Source organism: Pseudomonas sp. GZJR-8 (assembly GCF_002916705.1).
GTDB lineage: Bacteria > Pseudomonadota > Gammaproteobacteria > Pseudomonadales > Pseudomonadaceae > Aquipseudomonas > Aquipseudomonas synxantha_A.
Genome location: NZ_JXSI01000013.1, coordinates 18365 through 34943, shown reverse-complemented (window position 1 = coordinate 34943; position 16579 = coordinate 18365). Strand labels below are relative to the sequence as shown.

Here is a 16579-nt window from a genome sequence, read left to right as displayed (position 1 = left end):
CGCCGGGCTACAGATGCACTTCGGCAAACTTGATACCCAGGCCGCGCAAGATTTCGATGAGGTCATCCAGGCGTGCAAATGATTCGACCTCGTCCTGATCGTCTACCAGGAAGTAACTGCGGCCGCCGCTTTTCTTGAAGAATACGATCCACTCGCCCAGATCGGCGGGGTTCTGGATGACATGGGTCGCCGAAATCTGACCTTCGGCCTGACGGGCTTTGACGTGTTCTCGTTTCATAACGGGCTTTCCAGAAAGAACAAATGCCGCTCGAACCCAAGGTTTGAGCGGCATCTTTATAGTGAATGCACGACAGTTTAACGGATGCCCTGCCCGATCAGCACGGACGCATAGGCAAAAAAAGCCCCAATCCTGCAGGATCGGGGCTTTTTATCGGATTCAGTGCGTAGGGTGAGACGCCTTGCCAGCGCAACCAGACTCAGCCGGAAATGCACTCTTCCCCAGCTTTCTTCACGTCGCCCGGCCGGATCGGCACGTTGGACATGCTTTCATAGAGCTTGATACTGCTACCACTGGAGCGGTCTTCGATTTCGAAGATCGCAGAAGGGTCCGCCGAAAACTTCTGCGGCACGATGACCTGGATACCGTCTTTATGGGGTTCGATCTGTGGCGGCCGACGGGTCGCCTCCAGTTTGCGCACAACACACGCCGCATATTCCTGCGGTTTCTTCCCTGAGATGACCACCAACGTTGGCGGGGTCTGCTTGATATCTGCAACCGAAGCACACCCAGCAATTGCCAAGGCCAGCACCAACACACTCCACTTCATACTAAAACCTCCGATAAAGACCCTACGACAGCGAGGATGGTAAATTTCTCCCAGCAACGTAGGATTTATCTCTGATAACACGGTAAATAACTGTTTTTAATTGTCGAAGTCGTCGACGACGGCCCGATAATAAACGCGCTGGGGCTGATAAACTCCATCTTAACCTACGTATCGTTCTGATTTTTCAGAAAAAGCCCTTCTGGAGACACCCGCATGAAATTCATTCACCAGCGTGAGCACCTCAACGAGGGAGACATTGTCGTTATCGAATGTTCACAGACCTGCAACATCCGCTTGATGAGCGATGCGAACTTTCGCAGCTTCAAAAATGGCGGGCGCCATACCTACCACGGCGGTGCATTCGATAAATTCCCGGCCAAGATCACTGCACCCAGCACCGGCTTCTGGAACATCACCCTTGATGTGGTCACTCGTCGCGCCATCAGCGTGACCCGCAAGCCAGCGCTGTCCCACAAGATCCGCATCGTTCGTCGCACCAGCACCAAGCTGAGCTGAACCAGCAACTGACAGGAAAAAAGCAGTGACCCATACGACCAAATACGTCATCAAGTACAAGCTCAACGGCGAACGCCGCTTCGAATTTGCCCAGTTGACCGCCAACAGCGTCGAAGAAGCCAAGCAAGCCCTGGCGAAAATTCACGATGCCAGCGACGTAATTACCGACATCACCGTGAGCAAGGCGCTGTAAGTCATGCCGGGCCCTACTGCCGATTTGTTCGCCGATGATGCCCTGCAACAACCTGCCGGGCGCGAGCAGATCGGTGAAGAATCCTACGTTCTAAGGGGCTATGCCCTGCCCTGGATTGAGCGGTTGCTACCTGAGTTGCGGCGTGTGCTGGCCCAGTCCCCCTTTCGGCAAATGGTCACGCCCGGTGGCTTTACCATGTCGGCAGCGCTGAGCAGTTGCGGCGAACTGGGCTGGACCACCGATACCCGCGGCTATCGCTACAGCCCACTCGACCCGCGCAACCAGCAACCCTGGCCCGCCATGCCGGATGCGTTGCGCCAACTGGCCATGGCGGCGGCAACCGAGGCCGGCTTCCGCGACTTCCTGCCTGACGCCTGCCTGATCAACCGTTACGTGCCAGGGGCAAAGATGTCTCTGCACCAGGACAAGAACGAGCGCAGCTACAGCGCGCCGGTGGTCTCAGTGTCCCTCGGCCTACCGGCGATTTTCCTGTTCGGTGGCCATGAGCGCAGTGACAAAACGCAAAAAGTCTCGCTGTTCCATGGCGATGTGGTGGTGTGGGGCGGGGTTGATCGCCTGCGCTTTCATGGGGTGATGCCGATCAAGGCCGGCGAGCATCCGGTCATGGGCGCGCAACGCATCAACCTGACCTTTCGCACCGCCGGCTAATTTGACCGCAAGCTTCGGAGTTTTACCGGTGGGCGACCCGCTTAATCTGCCCCTGAACCGTCTGGAGTGCAGGCCATGAACAACGAACACGATCCGCGCTGGGCCGCCATCATTGCCCGCGATGCCAAGGCAGATGCCCTGTTTGTCTACGGCGTGAAAACCACGGGCGTGTATTGCCGCCCCAGCAGTGCTTCGCGTTTGCCACGCCCTGAGAATATCGAGTTCTTCGACACACCGGCCCAGGCCGAAGCCGCGGGTTATCGTGCCAGCAAACGCGCTACGGGCGATCAGACTCAACTGGCGGCTTACCATGCGCAGTTAGTCGCCGACGCCTGCCGGCTGATCGAACAGGCTGAAACGCCCCCGAGCCTGGATGTACTGGCAGGCCAGGCCGGGTTGAGCCCGTTCCACTTCCACCGTGTGTTCAAGGCCGGCACTGGCTTGACCCCCAAGCGCTACGCCAGCGCCCTGCGCTCACGTAAGGTCCGCGATGGCCTCAAGGGGCAGCAGTCGGTGACAGACGCCCTGTATGACGCAGGCTTTAACGCCAACAGCCGTTTTTATGAAGCGGCTGACCAGCTACTCGGCATGAAACCCAAGGACTACAAAGGCGGCGGCGTCAATAACACCATTCGCTTTGCCGTTGGCCAATGCTCGCTGGGCGCAATTCTGGTGGCGCAGAGTCAGCGTGGCGTGTGTGCGATTTTGCTCGGGGATGATCCGGATAAACTGGTGCGCGACCTGCAAGATCAGTTTCCCAAGGCCAAGTTGGTTGGCGCGGATCAGGATTTCGAACAGCTGGTCGCCCAGGTGGTGGGCTTTGTCGAAGCCCCTGCCCTGGGCCTGGATCTGCCTCTGGACCTGCGCGGCACGGCCTTTCAGGAACGGGTATGGCAGGCATTGCGCGAAATCCCGGTAGGAAGTACCGCCAGCTATGCCCAGATAGCCGAATACATCGGCGCACCCACCGCCTTTCGCGCCGTGGCCCAGGCCTGTGGTGCCAACCACCTGGCGGTGGCGATTCCCTGTCATCGTGTGGTTCGCAGCAATGGCGAGCTTTCGGGGTACCGCTGGGGGGTGGAACGCAAACGTGAGTTGCTGAAGCGCGAAACCCCGCCTTCATAAAACGCCATTCTCGTCCAGTGAATAAAACAGAGTGGCCCGGCGCCAACGGCCCTGCTAAAACAGCGAAATGCCCTACTAACGCTGGAGACGCATCCCATGAGCACCTGGCCAGACACCCGTATTCTCGACCTGCTGGGCATCGACGTGCCGATCATCCAGGCGCCAATGGCCGGCGCGACGACCACCGCCATGGTCATCGCTGCCCAACGCGCGGGGGCGCTGGGTTCCATGCCTGCCGCAGCGCTGAGTATCGAGCAACTGCGTGAAGCGGTCACTGTCATCCGCCAGGCCAGTACACGGCCGTTGAATCTGAACTTCTTCTGCCATCAGCCGCCTGTGGCCGATGAAGAGCGTGACCGCCATTGGAAGGATGTGCTGCAACCCTACTATCACGAACTTGGTGCCGATTTTGATGCGCCCACCCCCGTGTCCAATCGCGCACCGTTCAACGACGCGGCGTGCCAGTTGGTGGAACAACTGCGCCCGGAAGTCGTGAGCTTTCATTTTGGTCTGCCGGAAAAGTCCTTGCTCGATCGGGTAAAAGCCACGGGCGCCAAAGTGCTGTCCTCGGCCACCACCGTTGAGGAAGCGATCTGGCTGGAAAAACACGGCTGCGACGCAATTATTGCCATGGGCATTGAAGCCGGTGGGCACCGTGGCCTATTCCTCAGCGATGACCTGAACAGCCAGATCGGTTTGATGGCACTGGTGCCGCAAGTGGTCGACGCGGTCAGCGTGCCGGTGATTGCCGCAGGCGGCATCGGTGATGCGCGTGGCATCGTAGCGGCCCTCGCCCTGGGTGCCTCGGCAGTCCAGATTGGCACGGCGTACCTATTCACGCCCGAAGCCAGCATCACCGCCTCTCACCACCACGCGCTGCGCCATGCCCAGGCCAGTGAGACGGCACTGACCAACCTCTTCACCGGCCGCCCGGCGCGGGGCATCGTCAACCGCGTGATGCGGGAACTCGGCCCGATCAACCCGAGCGCCCCGGCATTCCCCAAAGCCGGTGGTGCGTTAATGCCGCTCAAGGCCAAGGATGAAGCAGGTTTCAGCAACCTGTGGGCGGGCCAGGCACTGGGGCTTGGCAAAGACCTGTCCACTTATGACCTGACGCGTCAACTGTCCGAGCAGGCGTTGACCCGACTCGCGCGCCACTGACATCAGCGGCAACTTTGCACTGTACCGGCAATGGCCAACCGCTATATATTCCCATACATAGCGGTAGAGCCTTCTACCTGAACGCCCCGTACAGCCCAAGGAGTCGCTTCACGATGAACCGTATCTCGCGCCTGGCCCCCCTGCTTGCCGTGTTCGTGCTGGGTTCGGCCCATGCCGGTGAAGTGCAGGTGGCCGTGGCCGCCAACTTCACCGCGCCGATCCAGGCAATTGCCGCCGACTTCGAAAAAGACACCGGCCACACGCTCATCGCAGCCTACGGTGCTACCGGGCAGTTCTACACCCAGATCAAGAACGGCGCGCCGTTCGAGGTGTTCCTCAGCGCCGATGACACTACCCCCCAGAAGCTCGAAAGCGAAGGCCAGACGGTCAAGGGGTCGCGTTTTACCTACGCCGTCGGCACCCTTGCGCTGTGGTCGGCAAAAGCGGGCTACGTAGACGCCAAGGGCGAAGTGCTCAAGCACAATCAATTCAAGCACCTGTCCATCGCCAACCCCAAAGCCGCGCCCTATGGCCTGGCCGCCACCCAGGTACTGGCCAAGCAAGGTTTGACCGCGCAGGTCAAGGACAAGCTCGTCGAAGGCCAGAACATCACCCAGGCCTATCAGTTCGTGTCCACCGGGAATGCCGAGCTGGGCTTTGTCGCCTTGTCGCAGATCTATAAAGACGGCAAAGTCACCAGCGGTTCGGCGTGGATTGTTCCGGCATCGATGCATGACCCGATCAAACAGGACGCCGTGATCCTCAACAAAGGCAAGGACAGCGCCGCTGCCAAGGCGCTGGTTGAGTACCTGAAAGGCCCGAAAGCCGCTGCCATCATCAAATCCTACGGCTACGAGCTGTAAATGCCCCTGTCGAGTGCTGACTTTTCCGCGATCTGGTTGACCATCAAACTGGCGTCACTGACTACTGTGATCCTGTTGATCATCGGCACTCCGATAGCCCTGTGGCTGTCGCGCACCACCTCATGGTGGCGCGGCCCCGTCGGTGCAGTAGTCGCATTACCGTTGGTGCTGCCGCCAACGGTCATCGGTTTCTACTTGCTGTTGACCATGGGCCCCAACGGTTACTTTGGCCAGTTCACCCAATGGCTGGGCCTGGGCACGCTTACATTCAGTTTTGCCGGGCTGGTGATCGGCTCGGTGATCTATTCCATGCCGTTCGTGGTGCAGCCGTTGCAGAACGCCTTTTCCGCCATCGGCACACGCCCATTGGAAGTAGCCGCGACCTTGCGCGCCAATCCGTGGGACACGTTTTTCACAGTGATCCTGCCCCTGGCACGCCCGGGTTTTATCACCGCGTCGATCCTCGGCTTTGCCCATACCGTCGGCGAGTTCGGCGTGGTGTTGATGATCGGCGGCAATATCCCGGACAAGACCCGAGTAGTCTCGGTGCAAATATACGACCACGTCGAAGCCATGGAATATGCCCAGGCCCATTGGTTGGCCGGCGCCATGGTGGTGTTCGCGTTCCTCGTATTGCTGGCGTTGTACTCCAGCCGCAAAACCAGGATGGGCTGGAGCTGATCGTGATGATTGATATACGTCTGAACTTGAAATATTCCGCCTTTGCGCTGGACGTGGACCTGCAATTGCCTGGGCGTGGGGTGACCGCGTTATATGGACAGTCCGGCTCCGGCAAGACCACCTGCCTGCGTTGTATCGCCGGTTTGGAGCGCGCCGAGGAGGGTTTTGTACAGATCAATGATGAGGTCTGGCAAGACAGCCGCAACGGGCTGTTCGTACCGCCGCATAAACGCGCCTTGGGGTATGTATTCCAAGAGGCAAGCCTGTTTGCTCACCTGTCGGTACGGGCCAATCTGGAGTTCGGCCTCAAGCGCATCCCGCGCGCGCAACGGCGTGTGGATATGGCCCAGGCCACCGAGCTGCTGGGCATCGGTCACCTGCTTGAGCGTCACCCACAACACCTGTCCGGGGGCGAGCGTCAGCGCATCGGTATCGCCAGGGCCTTGCTCACCAGCCCCAGGCTGTTACTGATGGATGAACCGCTGGCCGCCTTGGACAGCAAACGCAAAAACGAGATCCTGCCGTACCTGGAGCGCCTGCACGACGAGCTGGATATCCCGGTGCTCTACGTCAGCCATGCCCAGGATGAAGTCGCGCGCCTGGCCGACCATATCGTCCTGCTCAGCGACGGCAAGGCCCTGGCCAGCGGCCCCATCGGCGAAACCCTGGCGCGTCTCGATTTGCCCCTGGCCCTGGGCGACGATGCCGGCGTGGTGATCGCCGGCAGCGTCATTGCCTACGACGCGCACTATCAGTTGCTCACCCTGCAACTGCCTGACTGCCGATTGCAGATTCGCGTGGCCCATGCGCCGGTGGCGGTGGGTAAACCGTTGCGGGTCAAGATCCAGGCACGGGATGTGAGCCTCAACCTGCAAGCGGACGAACACAGCAGCATCCTCAATCGTTTGCCCGTGACGGTCATCCAGGATATGGGGGCGGATAACAGCGCCCATGTTCTGGTACGCCTGGATGCCGGCGGCACACCATTGCTGGCACGTATCACGCGTTTCTCCCGCGACCAGCTGCAACTGCATCCGGGCCAGGTGCTGTGGGCGCAAATCAAGGCGGTGGCGGTGCTGGCTTAAGCAATTGGCACGACCGCAAAACGCTGCGGTCAATCAGACATACCGGCCTGATTTGTTGCCAAGGAACCCGCACCATGCCCGACTCTTCGTTGCCCGCCGACCTGCCCCGTGACCTGCATTATGTGGATGACACCCAGCCTGGAATCCGCCGTAAAAAGCTGCGGGGAAAGTTTCAATACCTGGACGCAAAAGGCCAGCGCATTACCGATGCTGATGAAATAAAACGTCTGAACGCGTTGGCTGTACCGCCTGCCTACACCGATGTGTGGATCTGCGCCGACCCGCACGGCCATCTGCAAGCCACCGGCCGCGACGCCCGTGGCCGCAAGCAATACCGTTACCACCCACGCTGGCGCGAAGTGCGTGACAGCGACAAGTATTCGCGGTTGCAGGCATTCGGCAGCGCCTTGCCAAAATTGCGCAAACAGCTGGAAGCCCAAATCGCCGAGCCCGGCTTTACCCGCGAAAAGGTGCTGGCCACGGTGGTGACGTTGCTGGACGCCACGCTGATCCGCGTCGGCAATACCCAATACGCCCGCGAGAATAAATCCTACGGCCTGACCACCCTGCGCAATCGCCATGTGGACATCAAGGGCAGCGAAATCCAGTTTCAGTTTCGCGGCAAAAGCGGTGTCGAGCACCAAGTGAGCGTCAAGGACCGACGCCTGGCCCGCGTGGTCAAGCGCTGCATGGAATTGCCCGGGCAGAACCTGTTCCAGTATCTGGACGAAGACGGTGAACGCCACACCGTCAGTTCCCATGACGTCAACGCTTACCTGCACGAACTCACCGGCGAAGACTTCACCGCCAAGGACTACCGCACCTGGGCGGGCACGGCGATGGCATTGGCGGTGTTGCGCGAGTTGGCGTGGCAGCCGGAGTCAGACGCCAAGCGGCACGTGGTAGGAATGGTCAAGGACGTGGCCAGGCAGTTGGGCAACACGCCCGCCGTGTGCCGCAAGTGCTACATCCACCCCGCGGTGCTTGAGCATTTCAGCCTCGGCGAACTGTCGAAACTGCCCAAGCCACGAGTGCGCAAGGGTCTGAAAGCCGAGGAAGTCGCCCTGGCGATGTTCCTGGAGAAGCTGGCCGAAGACTTGCCGCACAAAGCCAAGGTGGGTTAGCCTTTGCGCCCCTTCTGATTTACGGGACGAGCGCCGACGTGAACAACTAAGCCTTCCAGAATGTATCCGCAACGAGCCGCCTGGCGCGCTTGTTGGCCTGTTCGACATTTTTTTGGAGGTGCTGATGACTGACGTCAACCGGCTGCCCGTTCTTGTTTCCCTGCAACATGTGTCTTTCCAGTTCGCCAATGGCGAAACCTTGCTGGAGGACGTGAACCTGTCCATTGATCGCACCCACACCGGCATCGTCGGGCGCAATGGCCGTGGCAAAAGTATCCTGGCGAAGTTGATGGCCGGCATCCTGCAACCGTCCTCCGGCACGTTGAAAAGACCGCTCAGCCTGATCTATGTGCCCCAGGCGTTGACGATTCAAGCGGGAGAAACTGTCGCCCATATCACCGGCACCGCCCCTGCCCTGGCCGCCCTGGAGCGTATGGCACGCGGCGATGGCCGCCTGGGCGATCTGGAACTGATCGATGATCGCTGGGACCTCGCAGAGCGTCTGCGCCTGGCATTGGATGCCGCAGGCTTGCCAACACTTGCCGCCGACACTCAATCCGACCGACTCAGCGGCGGCCAACTGGCCAGGGTCGCGCTGATCGGAGCGCTGTTGGCGGCGCCGCAGTTGTTGATTCTGGACGAACCCAGCAACCACCTCGACAGCGCCGGGCGCGAGTGGCTGTTGCGCGAACTGGCTGATTGGCGCGGCGGCCTGGTGGTGGTCAGCCATGACCGCCAATTACTCGACACCATGGCGCGCATCATCGAATTATCGCCCCTTGGCGTTCAGGTGTATGGCGGCAACTACGCTGCCTATCGACAGCAACGCGATACCCAACAGCACGCCGCTATCGCCGCATGGGAACATGCGCGCCAGGAACGTAGCCGTGAGCGTCGGCGCTTGCAAAAAGACCATGACAGCCTCCAGCGCCATGCTGCGCGCTCACGCAAGCAGGCCGAGACCGCCAACGTCGACCGTTTTACCAAGTCCCGCTGGAAAAGCGCTGCCAAGGAAGTCGTCAGCACGGTACGCAGTGCCCACCACGATCACAAACACCAACTCGACGCCCAGGTGCGCCAAGCCTACGCGCGCGTAGTGGATGAGACACCGACCCTGCTCGCCTTGCCAGGCTCGGCAGTACCCAACGGCCGGCAGGTCCTGACTCTGGAACGTGCGCAATTGCCCTGGCTCGACCCCAAGGCGTCGGGCACCTACCTGACGATCAGCCTGTCGGGGGCCGCACGCGTTGCCGTGCGCGGGCCGAACGGTTGCGGTAAATCCACCCTGCTCAAATTACTTGCAGGCCAGTGGCAGGCGGTGAGTGGCGGGTGCACAGTGGCGGTGCCCAGCGCTTATATCGATCAGCAGCTGACGTTGCTGGATGACCGGTGCAGCGTTGTCGAGCAGCTTAACCTGCTCGACACGCCGTTGGCCGAAGCCGAACTGCGCACGCGCCTGGCGCTGCTGCAGCTGGATGCTTCGCGGGTCACGCGGCCGACCGGGCAACTCAGCGGTGGCGAGCGCTTGAAAGCCGCCATGGCCGTTGCCTTGTGGCGTGATACACCGGCGCAATTGTTGCTCCTGGATGAACCCACCAACCACTTGGACCTGGAGTCGGTGCTTGCCTTTGAACAGGCCTTGAAGGGATTTACCGGCGCGATGCTGGCCGTGTCACACGACCCTGCATTCTTGCAGGCGATCGAGCCGACTCATCATCTGACCTGGCACCCCACAGGCTGGCAACTGGAACGTGCCTGAAGTCATTGCGCATACACGCAAAGCGTCCTACGGTAGTGGCCGAATAATCTCATCGTGGAACCCAGCCCCATGCTGCCTTCGTCCCGCAAGCCTTACACCAATGCCACGCTCGCCCATCGCCAGCGCTGGCGTGGCCGCGTGGGCTTGATGCTGGTGGCCTGCCTGTCGGTGCTGGCGGGCATGACCGATGCCATTGGCTTTATGGCCAGCGGCGATTTCGTCTCGTTCATGAGCGGCAACACCACGCGCCTGGCGGTGGCCATCAGCGCGGGTGACCTGGGGCTCACCGGGCGTCTGGTGTTGCTGGTTGCCACCTTTGTGGTCGGTAATGCCTTGGGTGTGGTGGTCAGCCGTTTCAGCAAGCGCCACGCACTGCCGTTGTTGCTGTGCATCGGCGCCTTGCTCTGCGGCGCGGCGCTGTTGCCGGCGACCGACACCTTGCCCGCGTTGCTCGCGGCAATTATTGCCATGGGCATGCTCAACGCGGCGGTCGAAGAAGTGAACGGATTACCCGTGGGGCTCACTTACGTCACCGGGGCGCTCTCACGCTTTGGTCGCGGGCTGGGGCGCTGGGTAATGGGCGAGCGTCGCAATGGCTGGCGCGTGCAATTGATTCCGTGGGCCGGAATGTTTGTCGGTGCCGTGATCGGCGCACTGCTGGAGCAGCAAATGGGACTGCGCGCACTGTGGGTCAGTGGTGCATTGGCGGGGTTATTGGGGCTGGTGACATTGATGATTCCGCGGCGCTGGCACTTGGGTTTTATGCCGCGTTGAGGCTGAACAAAGAGGTGCTCGCTCGACGTTTAAGCCTCGACATCCGTGTACCGGTAAAGAGCCATCACGTCGAGCGAGCGATTGAATCATAAGGCAATGCCCGGCGGCTGTCCCGCCAGGCGTTTCGGAATCGGGTTAAGGCAAGGTATTACAGACAAGTGGCAAGCGCTGCCAGGCGACGTTTGGCTGGCATGTTGTCCTCCACGGCATAGTATTTGACGGTAGAACCCGCCCCTGTGCTTTGTATGTCAACAAAGTAGTCGCCGGCCGTGGTGTAGACGGTGTAGCCACCTGCCTCGGTGGGCTCCTTGAAACCGCCGGCATCAACGCCGAACACGCGCTCATCCTGCCAGCCGAACTGAATGCACTGGGCGACCACCAGGGTGGCCTTGTCCGATGCCAGGGTTTTATAGGGGCTGCCTGCACGCGCCTCTTTCATCTTCGAGCCCGCGCAACCGGCCAGTGCGGCCAGTACCAATGCGCCGATTACCATCTTGAACATGCCTGTGCTTCCTTGGAAAAACCGTGACTCTACCACTGTGCCGCGGCCAACTGACGCGCCCATGAACTTTGTTTCACTGTGACGGGCCAACCCGCCGTCTATAGTGGCCAAGCTCATTTTTTGGAAGTCTCCCTTCTGCCCGCCCTCCCGCGGGCTTTTTTTTGCCCTGGCGTCAGAACCACCAGCGAAACAGATAGAACAGCGCCATGCTCAACAGCACAGTGATCAGCACACTGCGCGTCCAGAACATCAAGGCCACGGCGCAGATACCTGCGAGCAAGTAAGGGTTGCTCGGGCTCAAGTTGAGCCGATGATCGGCCAGGAAAATAATCGGCCCGCAGATCGCCGTAAGCATCCCCGGCACGGCAAAACCCAGGAACTCACGGGCGCCACGATTAAGCCTCACCGGCAAACGTGGCTCAATAAACAGGTAGCGGTTGAAAAACACCACAAGGCCCATGGCCACAATCATCAGGTAAATCATCGCTGCCCAACTCCCAATCGCTTGCAGGCAAAACCTGCGCTCATCCCCAGTACACCCGAGACCACCACCGCCGACTCCCAGTGCAAATAACTCAACCACACCGAACACAGCAGCGAGACCGCGACACACACCACGGTCGGCACATCGCGCACCACGGGGGTAATCAGGGCGATAAAGGTCGCGGCAATGGAAAATTCCAGCCCCAACTGATCAAGACCTGGAATGCTTTTGCCCAACACAATGCCGGCCAGGGTGAAGAGGTTCCAGATGATGTAAAACGTCAGGCCGACGCCCAATGCGTACCAGCGATTGAAGGTCTGGCGGTCATAGTGGTTGACCAGGGCAAAGAATTCATCGGTCAGCAGGAAACCCAGGCTCATGCGCCACCGGACATTGAGCGACGACAGCGTGGGACGCATGTGCATGCCATAGAGCAGATGCTGGGAGGTCAGTAACAAAGTGGTGAGTACGATGGATATCAGGCTGGCACCGCTCTTGACCATGCCGATGGCCACCAACTGCGCCGCACCGGCAAACACGATGGCAGACAAGCCTTGGGCTTGCAGCGGGGTAAATTGCGCATCGATGGCCATGGAGCCGGCGAGCAACCCCCACGGGGCGCAGGCAAGAGACAAGGGAATAACGGCGATGGCGCCGCGAGTGAAGGCGTAATGAGGTAATGCAGTGGGCATGGAAACGGCTCATCGACGGACAGTCGACAAGCATGCCAGTGCAATCAGGGGCTTGTCTTGAACGATCTTGCTCAGGCGAGCCTCACCGAAACCTGCTCCACCGAATCCCGCGCTTCACGCAGTTCGTACGCGTCCTGGTTCAGCCGGTGGATGGTATTGAGCAGGCGCTGGCGCAGCACTTCGTCACCGAGCTTTTCCACGGCGCGCATCAGGTCGAACGCCGCGGTTTCGTTATTTTCCGCGACGGAATCCAGGGTCTTGCGCAGGTTGCGAGTGGCACGGGTCACGCGGGTTCTTCCTTCATCAGCAATGAGCAGGCACTGTAGGACCTTTGTGTTTCATTTTAATTTCAAACAGTTGTGGCTGTTTCACGGGCATTTGATCCATATCAACTGAAACAGGATTTGACCAAAACATATGGAAATACGTATATTCGAATAACCATATATGGATACCCTGATCATGTCGGATCTCCTCTCTCCTCCCACCCTGTTCAAGTGCCTGGCTGATGCCACCCGCACTCGGATGACCCTATTGATCCTGCGCGAAGGCGAACTTTGCGTATGCGAACTGATCCATGCCTTGGACGATAGCCAGCCGAAGATCTCCCGTCATCTGGCGCAACTGCGCAGTTGCGGGCTGCTGCTGGACCGCCGTCAAGGGCAATGGATCTACTACCGCATCAACCCGGCACTGCCCGCCTGGGTCACACAGGTGCTGGACACCACCCTGCAAGCCAACCAGCCATGGTTGCAGAACGACGCGCTGCGTCTGGATGCAATGGGCGACAGACCACAACGGGCCAGCACCTGCTGCTGAGCCATCGGAGCGTTTATTCATGCTTGTCGCAATTGCGATTTTCCTCGTCACCATCGTACTGGTCATCTGGCAGCCCAAGGGCCTTGGCGTGGGCTGGAGTGCCAGCCTGGGCGCGATCCTGGCCCTGGGTTGCGGGGTGATCAGCCTGGCGGACATCCCGGTGGTGTGGCACATCATCTGGAATGCCACCGGTACCTTCGTCGCACTGATCATCATCAGCCTGTTGCTGGACGAAGCCGGCTTCTTTGCCTGGACAGCCCTGCATGTGGCGCGTTGGGGGCGTGGCCGCGGACGGCGGTTGTTTGCCTATATGGTGCTGCTGGGTGCGCTGGTGTCGGCGCTGTTTGCCAATGACGGTGCGGCGTTGATTCTCACGCCCATCGTGATGTCGATGCTGCTGGCCCTGCGTTTTTCACCGGCAGCGACCCTGGCATTCGTCATGGGCGCGGGGTTTATCGCCGATACGGCGAGCCTGCCATTGGTGGTATCGAACCTGGTAAACATCGTCTCGGCTGATTATTTCAAGATCGGCTTCAACGAATATGCCGCCGTGATGGTGCCGGTGAACCTGGTCAGCGTGGCCGCGACCCTGGCAGTGCTGCTGTGGTTTTTCCGCCGGGACATTCCCCAGACCTACGACCCGGCCGACCTGGAAGACCCCGCCAGTGCCATCCACGACCCCGCGACGTTCCGCGCCGGTTGGTGGGTACTGGGTATTCTGCTCATCGGCTGTTTCGCCCTGGAACCTCTGGGCATTCCCATCAGTGCGATTTCCGCCGTCTGCGCCGTACTGCTGCTGGTGATTGCCGCCAAGGGCCACAAGATTTCCACACGTAAAGTCCTCAAGGAAGCGCCCTGGCAGATCGTGATCTTTTCCCTGGGCATGTACCTGGTGGTGTATGGGCTGCGTAACGCCGGCCTGACCGACTACCTGGCCACCTGGCTCGACACTTTCGCCACCTATGGTGTGTGGGGCGCGGCTATGGGCACCGGGGTGCTGACGGCGCTGCTCTCATCGGCGATGAATAACCTGCCGACGGTGCTGATCGGCGCACTCTCCATCGAGTCCAGCCATGCTGTGGGCGTGGTCAAGGACGCAATGATCTACGCCAATGTGATCGGCAGCGACCTGGGCCCGAAAATCACCCCCATAGGCAGTTTGGCCACCTTGCTGTGGCTGCATATCCTGGCACGCAAAGGCATCACTATCACTTGGGGTTACTACTTCAAGGTCGGAATCGTGCTGACTTTGCCGGTGCTGTTGATCACCCTCGCTGCCCTCGCCTTGCGCCTGAGCGTTTAAAGGAGCCTGCAATGAAAGTGCTTTTCATGTGTACCGCTAACAGTTGTCGCAGTATTTTGTCCGAAGCCATGTTCAATCATATGGCGCCTGAGGGCTTCGAAGCGATCAGCTCCGGCAGTTTCCCCAAGGGCCAGGTTTTGCCCCGCAGCCTGAGCACGCTGCAGGCAGCCGGCATCAGCACCGAAGGTTTGTACAGCAAGGGCAATGACGCCTTTGAAGGCAGCCCGCCGGATGTGGTCATCACGGTGTGCGACAACGCGGCCGGGGAAGCTTGCCCTGTGTATTTCGGTGCGGCGGTGAAGGCGCATTGGGGGTTGCAGGACCCTTCCCACGTGCAGGGTGATGAAGCCCAGGTAGACGCTGCATTCAAGGCCACCCTCGACATTATTGCCGCTCGCTGCGAGGCGTTTTTTGCGCTGCCATTTGCCAGCCTCGGCGCGGATGAATTGAAGGTTGAACTTGAGCGTATAGCCTCAATGTGGGAGGGGGCTTGCTCCCGATAGCGGAGGGTCAGCTACAGATGAGCTGACTGACACACTGCTATCGGGGGCAAGCCCCCTCCCACATTTGGATCGTGGACCATTAAAATCTGCATGGTTTCTTAACCCTGCGCTGACGTATGCTTTCGCACTTTCCTGAAAGGACACGGGCATGCTGTCGATCTTTGTCTATGCGCTGGTATTCGGTTTTGTGTTTTGCCTGTCTCCTGGCGCGGTGCTGGCAGAGACCCTGCGTCGCGGCTTGCTGCATGGTTTCACACCGGCCCTGATGGTGCAGTTTGGTTCCCTCGTAGGCGATGCAGTCTGGGCAGTGATCGGCCTCACCGGTATCGCACTGCTGATTCAGCATGATGCGGTGCGAGTGCCACTGACGATCTTCTGCGCGCTGTACCTGGCCTGGCTGGGCATCCGCAGCCTGATTGATGCGTGGCAGTTACCCGCAACCGACAACGTCCCTGCCAGCTCAGGCAAAAATGCGTTGGCCGTAGGCGCGGCGATCTCCCTGGCCAACCCGAAGAATATTGTCTACTGGGGCGCCCTGGGCAGCGCCCTGTCGGGCATCGTCGGCGCAACCCCCAGCCAGGGGCAGACCCTGATGTTTTTTGCCGGATTCATGCTGGCGTCGGTGCTCTCGTGTTTTCTCACCGCCGCGTTGGTGAACCTGCTGCGCAAGAACGCATCACCGACTTGGCAACGCGTGAGTTATGCAGCGTGCGGTTTAGTATTGATCTATCTGGCGATACTCGCCGCGCAAGGTATATAAAGTTATCTGGCCAGTCACTTGCACATGCCTCTTGTCTGAACAAACTCTGAACGCGGGCTAATTTAATTAATCATGCGTTGACATTCTGTAATGCCCTGAGTAGATTGCCCGTGCCCGCAACTGGGGCCTTTTTTAAACCTCACAAAAGAAGCCAATGGACACAGTATCTAGTCGCTGTCCGAGCACCGCCTCTGCGGGCATCGGGCGCCAAACCCAGAATATGACAGGACTCGCCTTCCAGGTCCGGTAAGCTGCGCTAGAGCTCGATGCTCCACCGTAACTGCCTCACCGGTCGCGTGTCCGGTCCCGAGGTGTGTTATGACCTTCCAACTCATTGCTTTACCCGATGTACCTACACTGGCCGCAGCCTTGCGCGCCAAGCTGTGCCGCGAGCCCGTGAGCTTCAGGCCAACCCGCCCGGCCTTTGCTGCACCCTCCTCCCAAGTACGCCCGGTACCGCCGCTGGCGCACTGGCGTATCTGCCCTGACAGCGGCCAACTGGTGCAGCACTGGGATCACGCCGACCCTCAAGACCCACAGAGACCCAAGGTTTCCCGCCTGGCGCAAGCCAGCTTGATGCTCGGTCTTTACGTGAGCGCTCGCGCCGCCTGACCTGGCTGGAAACAACAACTTTCTTATTGATGCCCTGGAGTTCTTTATGAACAAGTCCAGTAGGAGCCCGCTGCGCGCAAGTTAATTAATGCGCTGTTAGCGGGCATTGTAGAAGTTACCTGAACACTTTATTTAAACCGATCGCGAAGTCCGCGGCTCGGCATGC

At 59.8% G+C, this 16579-nt stretch carries 22 protein-coding genes; 16 read left to right on the top strand and 6 right to left on the bottom strand.

Features of this window, described 5'->3' with window-relative positions; translation table 11 throughout:
- Positions 1 to 7 precede the first annotated feature (7 nt).
- Both TK42_RS22210 and TK42_RS22205 read right to left on the bottom strand, forming a co-directional pair.
- Positions 8 to 238 carry a hypothetical protein gene (locus TK42_RS22210; protein ID WP_032875489.1) on the bottom strand — a complete coding sequence of 77 codons (231 nt, stop codon included), beginning with the start codon at positions 236 to 238 and terminating at the stop codon, positions 8 to 10.
- A 199-nt stretch (positions 239 to 437) separates the two neighbouring features.
- Complete coding sequence (locus tag TK42_RS22205) at positions 438 to 788, bottom strand: hypothetical protein (protein ID WP_005788197.1); 351 nt, start codon at positions 786 to 788, stop codon at positions 438 to 440.
- 213 nt (positions 789 to 1001) lie between these two features.
- Here TK42_RS22205 and TK42_RS22200 point away from each other — a divergent pair, with 213 nt between their 5' ends.
- The 11 genes from TK42_RS22200 to TK42_RS22155 all read left to right on the top strand — a co-directional run bounded on the left by TK42_RS22200 (position 1002) and on the right by TK42_RS22155 (position 10738).
- Positions 1002 to 1304 carry a DUF1883 domain-containing protein gene (locus TK42_RS22200; protein WP_003173824.1) on the top strand — a complete coding sequence of 101 codons (303 nt, stop codon included), beginning with the start codon at positions 1002 to 1004 and terminating at the stop codon, positions 1302 to 1304.
- Positions 1305 to 1329: 25 nt separating this feature from the next.
- Positions 1330 to 1497 (top strand): hypothetical protein, encoded by a 168-nt coding sequence (locus tag TK42_RS27010; protein WP_177464515.1) that lies wholly within the window; start codon positions 1330 to 1332, stop codon positions 1495 to 1497.
- 3 nt (positions 1498 to 1500) lie between these two features.
- Complete coding sequence (gene alkB / locus TK42_RS22195; RefSeq protein ID WP_032875491.1) at positions 1501 to 2166, top strand: DNA oxidative demethylase AlkB; 666 nt, start codon at positions 1501 to 1503, stop codon at positions 2164 to 2166.
- Positions 2167 to 2241: 75 nt separating this feature from the next.
- Positions 2242 to 3291 carry a bifunctional DNA-binding transcriptional regulator/O6-methylguanine-DNA methyltransferase Ada gene (ada, locus tag TK42_RS22190; RefSeq protein ID WP_103735138.1) on the top strand — a complete coding sequence of 350 codons (1050 nt, stop codon included), beginning with the start codon at positions 2242 to 2244 and terminating at the stop codon, positions 3289 to 3291.
- 96 nt (positions 3292 to 3387) lie between these two features.
- The gene (locus TK42_RS22185) at positions 3388 to 4452 is read left to right on the top strand and encodes a nitronate monooxygenase family protein (protein WP_103735137.1); all 1065 of its coding nucleotides are present in this window, start codon (positions 3388 to 3390) and stop codon (positions 4450 to 4452) included.
- A 113-nt stretch (positions 4453 to 4565) separates the two neighbouring features.
- Positions 4566 to 5315, top strand: coding sequence for a molybdate ABC transporter substrate-binding protein (gene modA / locus TK42_RS22180; protein ID WP_103735136.1), 750 nt, complete (start codon positions 4566 to 4568; stop codon positions 5313 to 5315).
- Complete coding sequence (modB, locus tag TK42_RS22175; protein WP_005788186.1) at positions 5316 to 5996, top strand: molybdate ABC transporter permease subunit; 681 nt, start codon at positions 5316 to 5318, stop codon at positions 5994 to 5996.
- Positions 5997 to 6001: 5 nt separating this feature from the next.
- Positions 6002 to 7081, top strand: a complete 1080-nt coding sequence (gene modC / locus TK42_RS22170; protein WP_032875499.1) for a molybdenum ABC transporter ATP-binding protein — start codon at positions 6002 to 6004, stop codon at positions 7079 to 7081.
- Positions 7082 to 7155: 74 nt separating this feature from the next.
- Positions 7156 to 8205, top strand: a complete 1050-nt coding sequence (locus TK42_RS22165) for a DNA topoisomerase IB (RefSeq protein WP_103735135.1) — start codon at positions 7156 to 7158, stop codon at positions 8203 to 8205.
- Positions 8206 to 8329: 124 nt separating this feature from the next.
- Positions 8330 to 9964, top strand: a complete 1635-nt coding sequence (locus TK42_RS22160; RefSeq protein WP_103735134.1) for an ABC-F family ATP-binding cassette domain-containing protein — start codon at positions 8330 to 8332, stop codon at positions 9962 to 9964.
- Positions 9965 to 10033: 69 nt separating this feature from the next.
- Positions 10034 to 10738, top strand: coding sequence for a YoaK family protein (locus TK42_RS22155; RefSeq protein WP_032875504.1), 705 nt, complete (start codon positions 10034 to 10036; stop codon positions 10736 to 10738).
- Positions 10739 to 10886: 148 nt separating this feature from the next.
- Here the strand turns inward: TK42_RS22155 and TK42_RS22150 are convergent, their stop codons facing one another.
- The 4 genes from TK42_RS22150 to TK42_RS22135 form a co-directional block, all read right to left on the bottom strand.
- Positions 10887 to 11240 (bottom strand): hypothetical protein, encoded by a 354-nt coding sequence (locus tag TK42_RS22150; protein WP_005788175.1) that lies wholly within the window; start codon positions 11238 to 11240, stop codon positions 10887 to 10889.
- Positions 11241 to 11412: 172 nt separating this feature from the next.
- Positions 11413 to 11724, bottom strand: a complete 312-nt coding sequence (locus TK42_RS22145) for an AzlD domain-containing protein (protein WP_005788173.1) — start codon at positions 11722 to 11724, stop codon at positions 11413 to 11415.
- Complete coding sequence (locus TK42_RS22140; RefSeq protein ID WP_005788171.1) at positions 11721 to 12416, bottom strand: AzlC family ABC transporter permease; 696 nt, start codon at positions 12414 to 12416, stop codon at positions 11721 to 11723. Before TK42_RS22140 ends, TK42_RS22145 begins: the two co-directional genes overlap by 4 nt.
- A gap of 71 nt (positions 12417 to 12487) precedes the next feature.
- The gene (locus tag TK42_RS22135) at positions 12488 to 12703 is read right to left on the bottom strand and encodes a hypothetical protein (RefSeq protein WP_005788169.1); all 216 of its coding nucleotides are present in this window, start codon (positions 12701 to 12703) and stop codon (positions 12488 to 12490) included.
- Positions 12704 to 12878: 175 nt separating this feature from the next.
- Here TK42_RS22135 and TK42_RS22130 point away from each other — a divergent pair, with 175 nt between their 5' ends.
- The 5 genes from TK42_RS22130 to TK42_RS22110 all read left to right on the top strand — a co-directional run bounded on the left by TK42_RS22130 (position 12879) and on the right by TK42_RS22110 (position 16413).
- Positions 12879 to 13235, top strand: a complete 357-nt coding sequence (locus TK42_RS22130) for a metalloregulator ArsR/SmtB family transcription factor (RefSeq protein WP_032880957.1) — start codon at positions 12879 to 12881, stop codon at positions 13233 to 13235.
- 19 nt (positions 13236 to 13254) lie between these two features.
- Positions 13255 to 14538: an arsenic transporter gene (locus TK42_RS22125; RefSeq protein WP_103735133.1), complete on the top strand. Its 1284-nt coding sequence runs from the start codon at positions 13255 to 13257 to the stop codon at positions 14536 to 14538.
- Positions 14539 to 14549: 11 nt separating this feature from the next.
- Positions 14550 to 15041 carry an arsenate reductase ArsC gene (locus TK42_RS22120; RefSeq protein WP_032875512.1) on the top strand — a complete coding sequence of 164 codons (492 nt, stop codon included), beginning with the start codon at positions 14550 to 14552 and terminating at the stop codon, positions 15039 to 15041.
- Between the two features lie 148 nt (positions 15042 to 15189).
- A complete protein-coding gene (locus TK42_RS22115; RefSeq protein ID WP_103735132.1) occupies positions 15190 to 15801 on the top strand; it encodes a LysE family transporter in 612 nt (203 codons plus the stop codon).
- 318 nt (positions 15802 to 16119) lie between these two features.
- A complete protein-coding gene (locus TK42_RS22110; RefSeq protein WP_103735131.1) occupies positions 16120 to 16413 on the top strand; it encodes a hypothetical protein in 294 nt (97 codons plus the stop codon).
- Positions 16414 to 16579 lie beyond the last annotated feature (166 nt).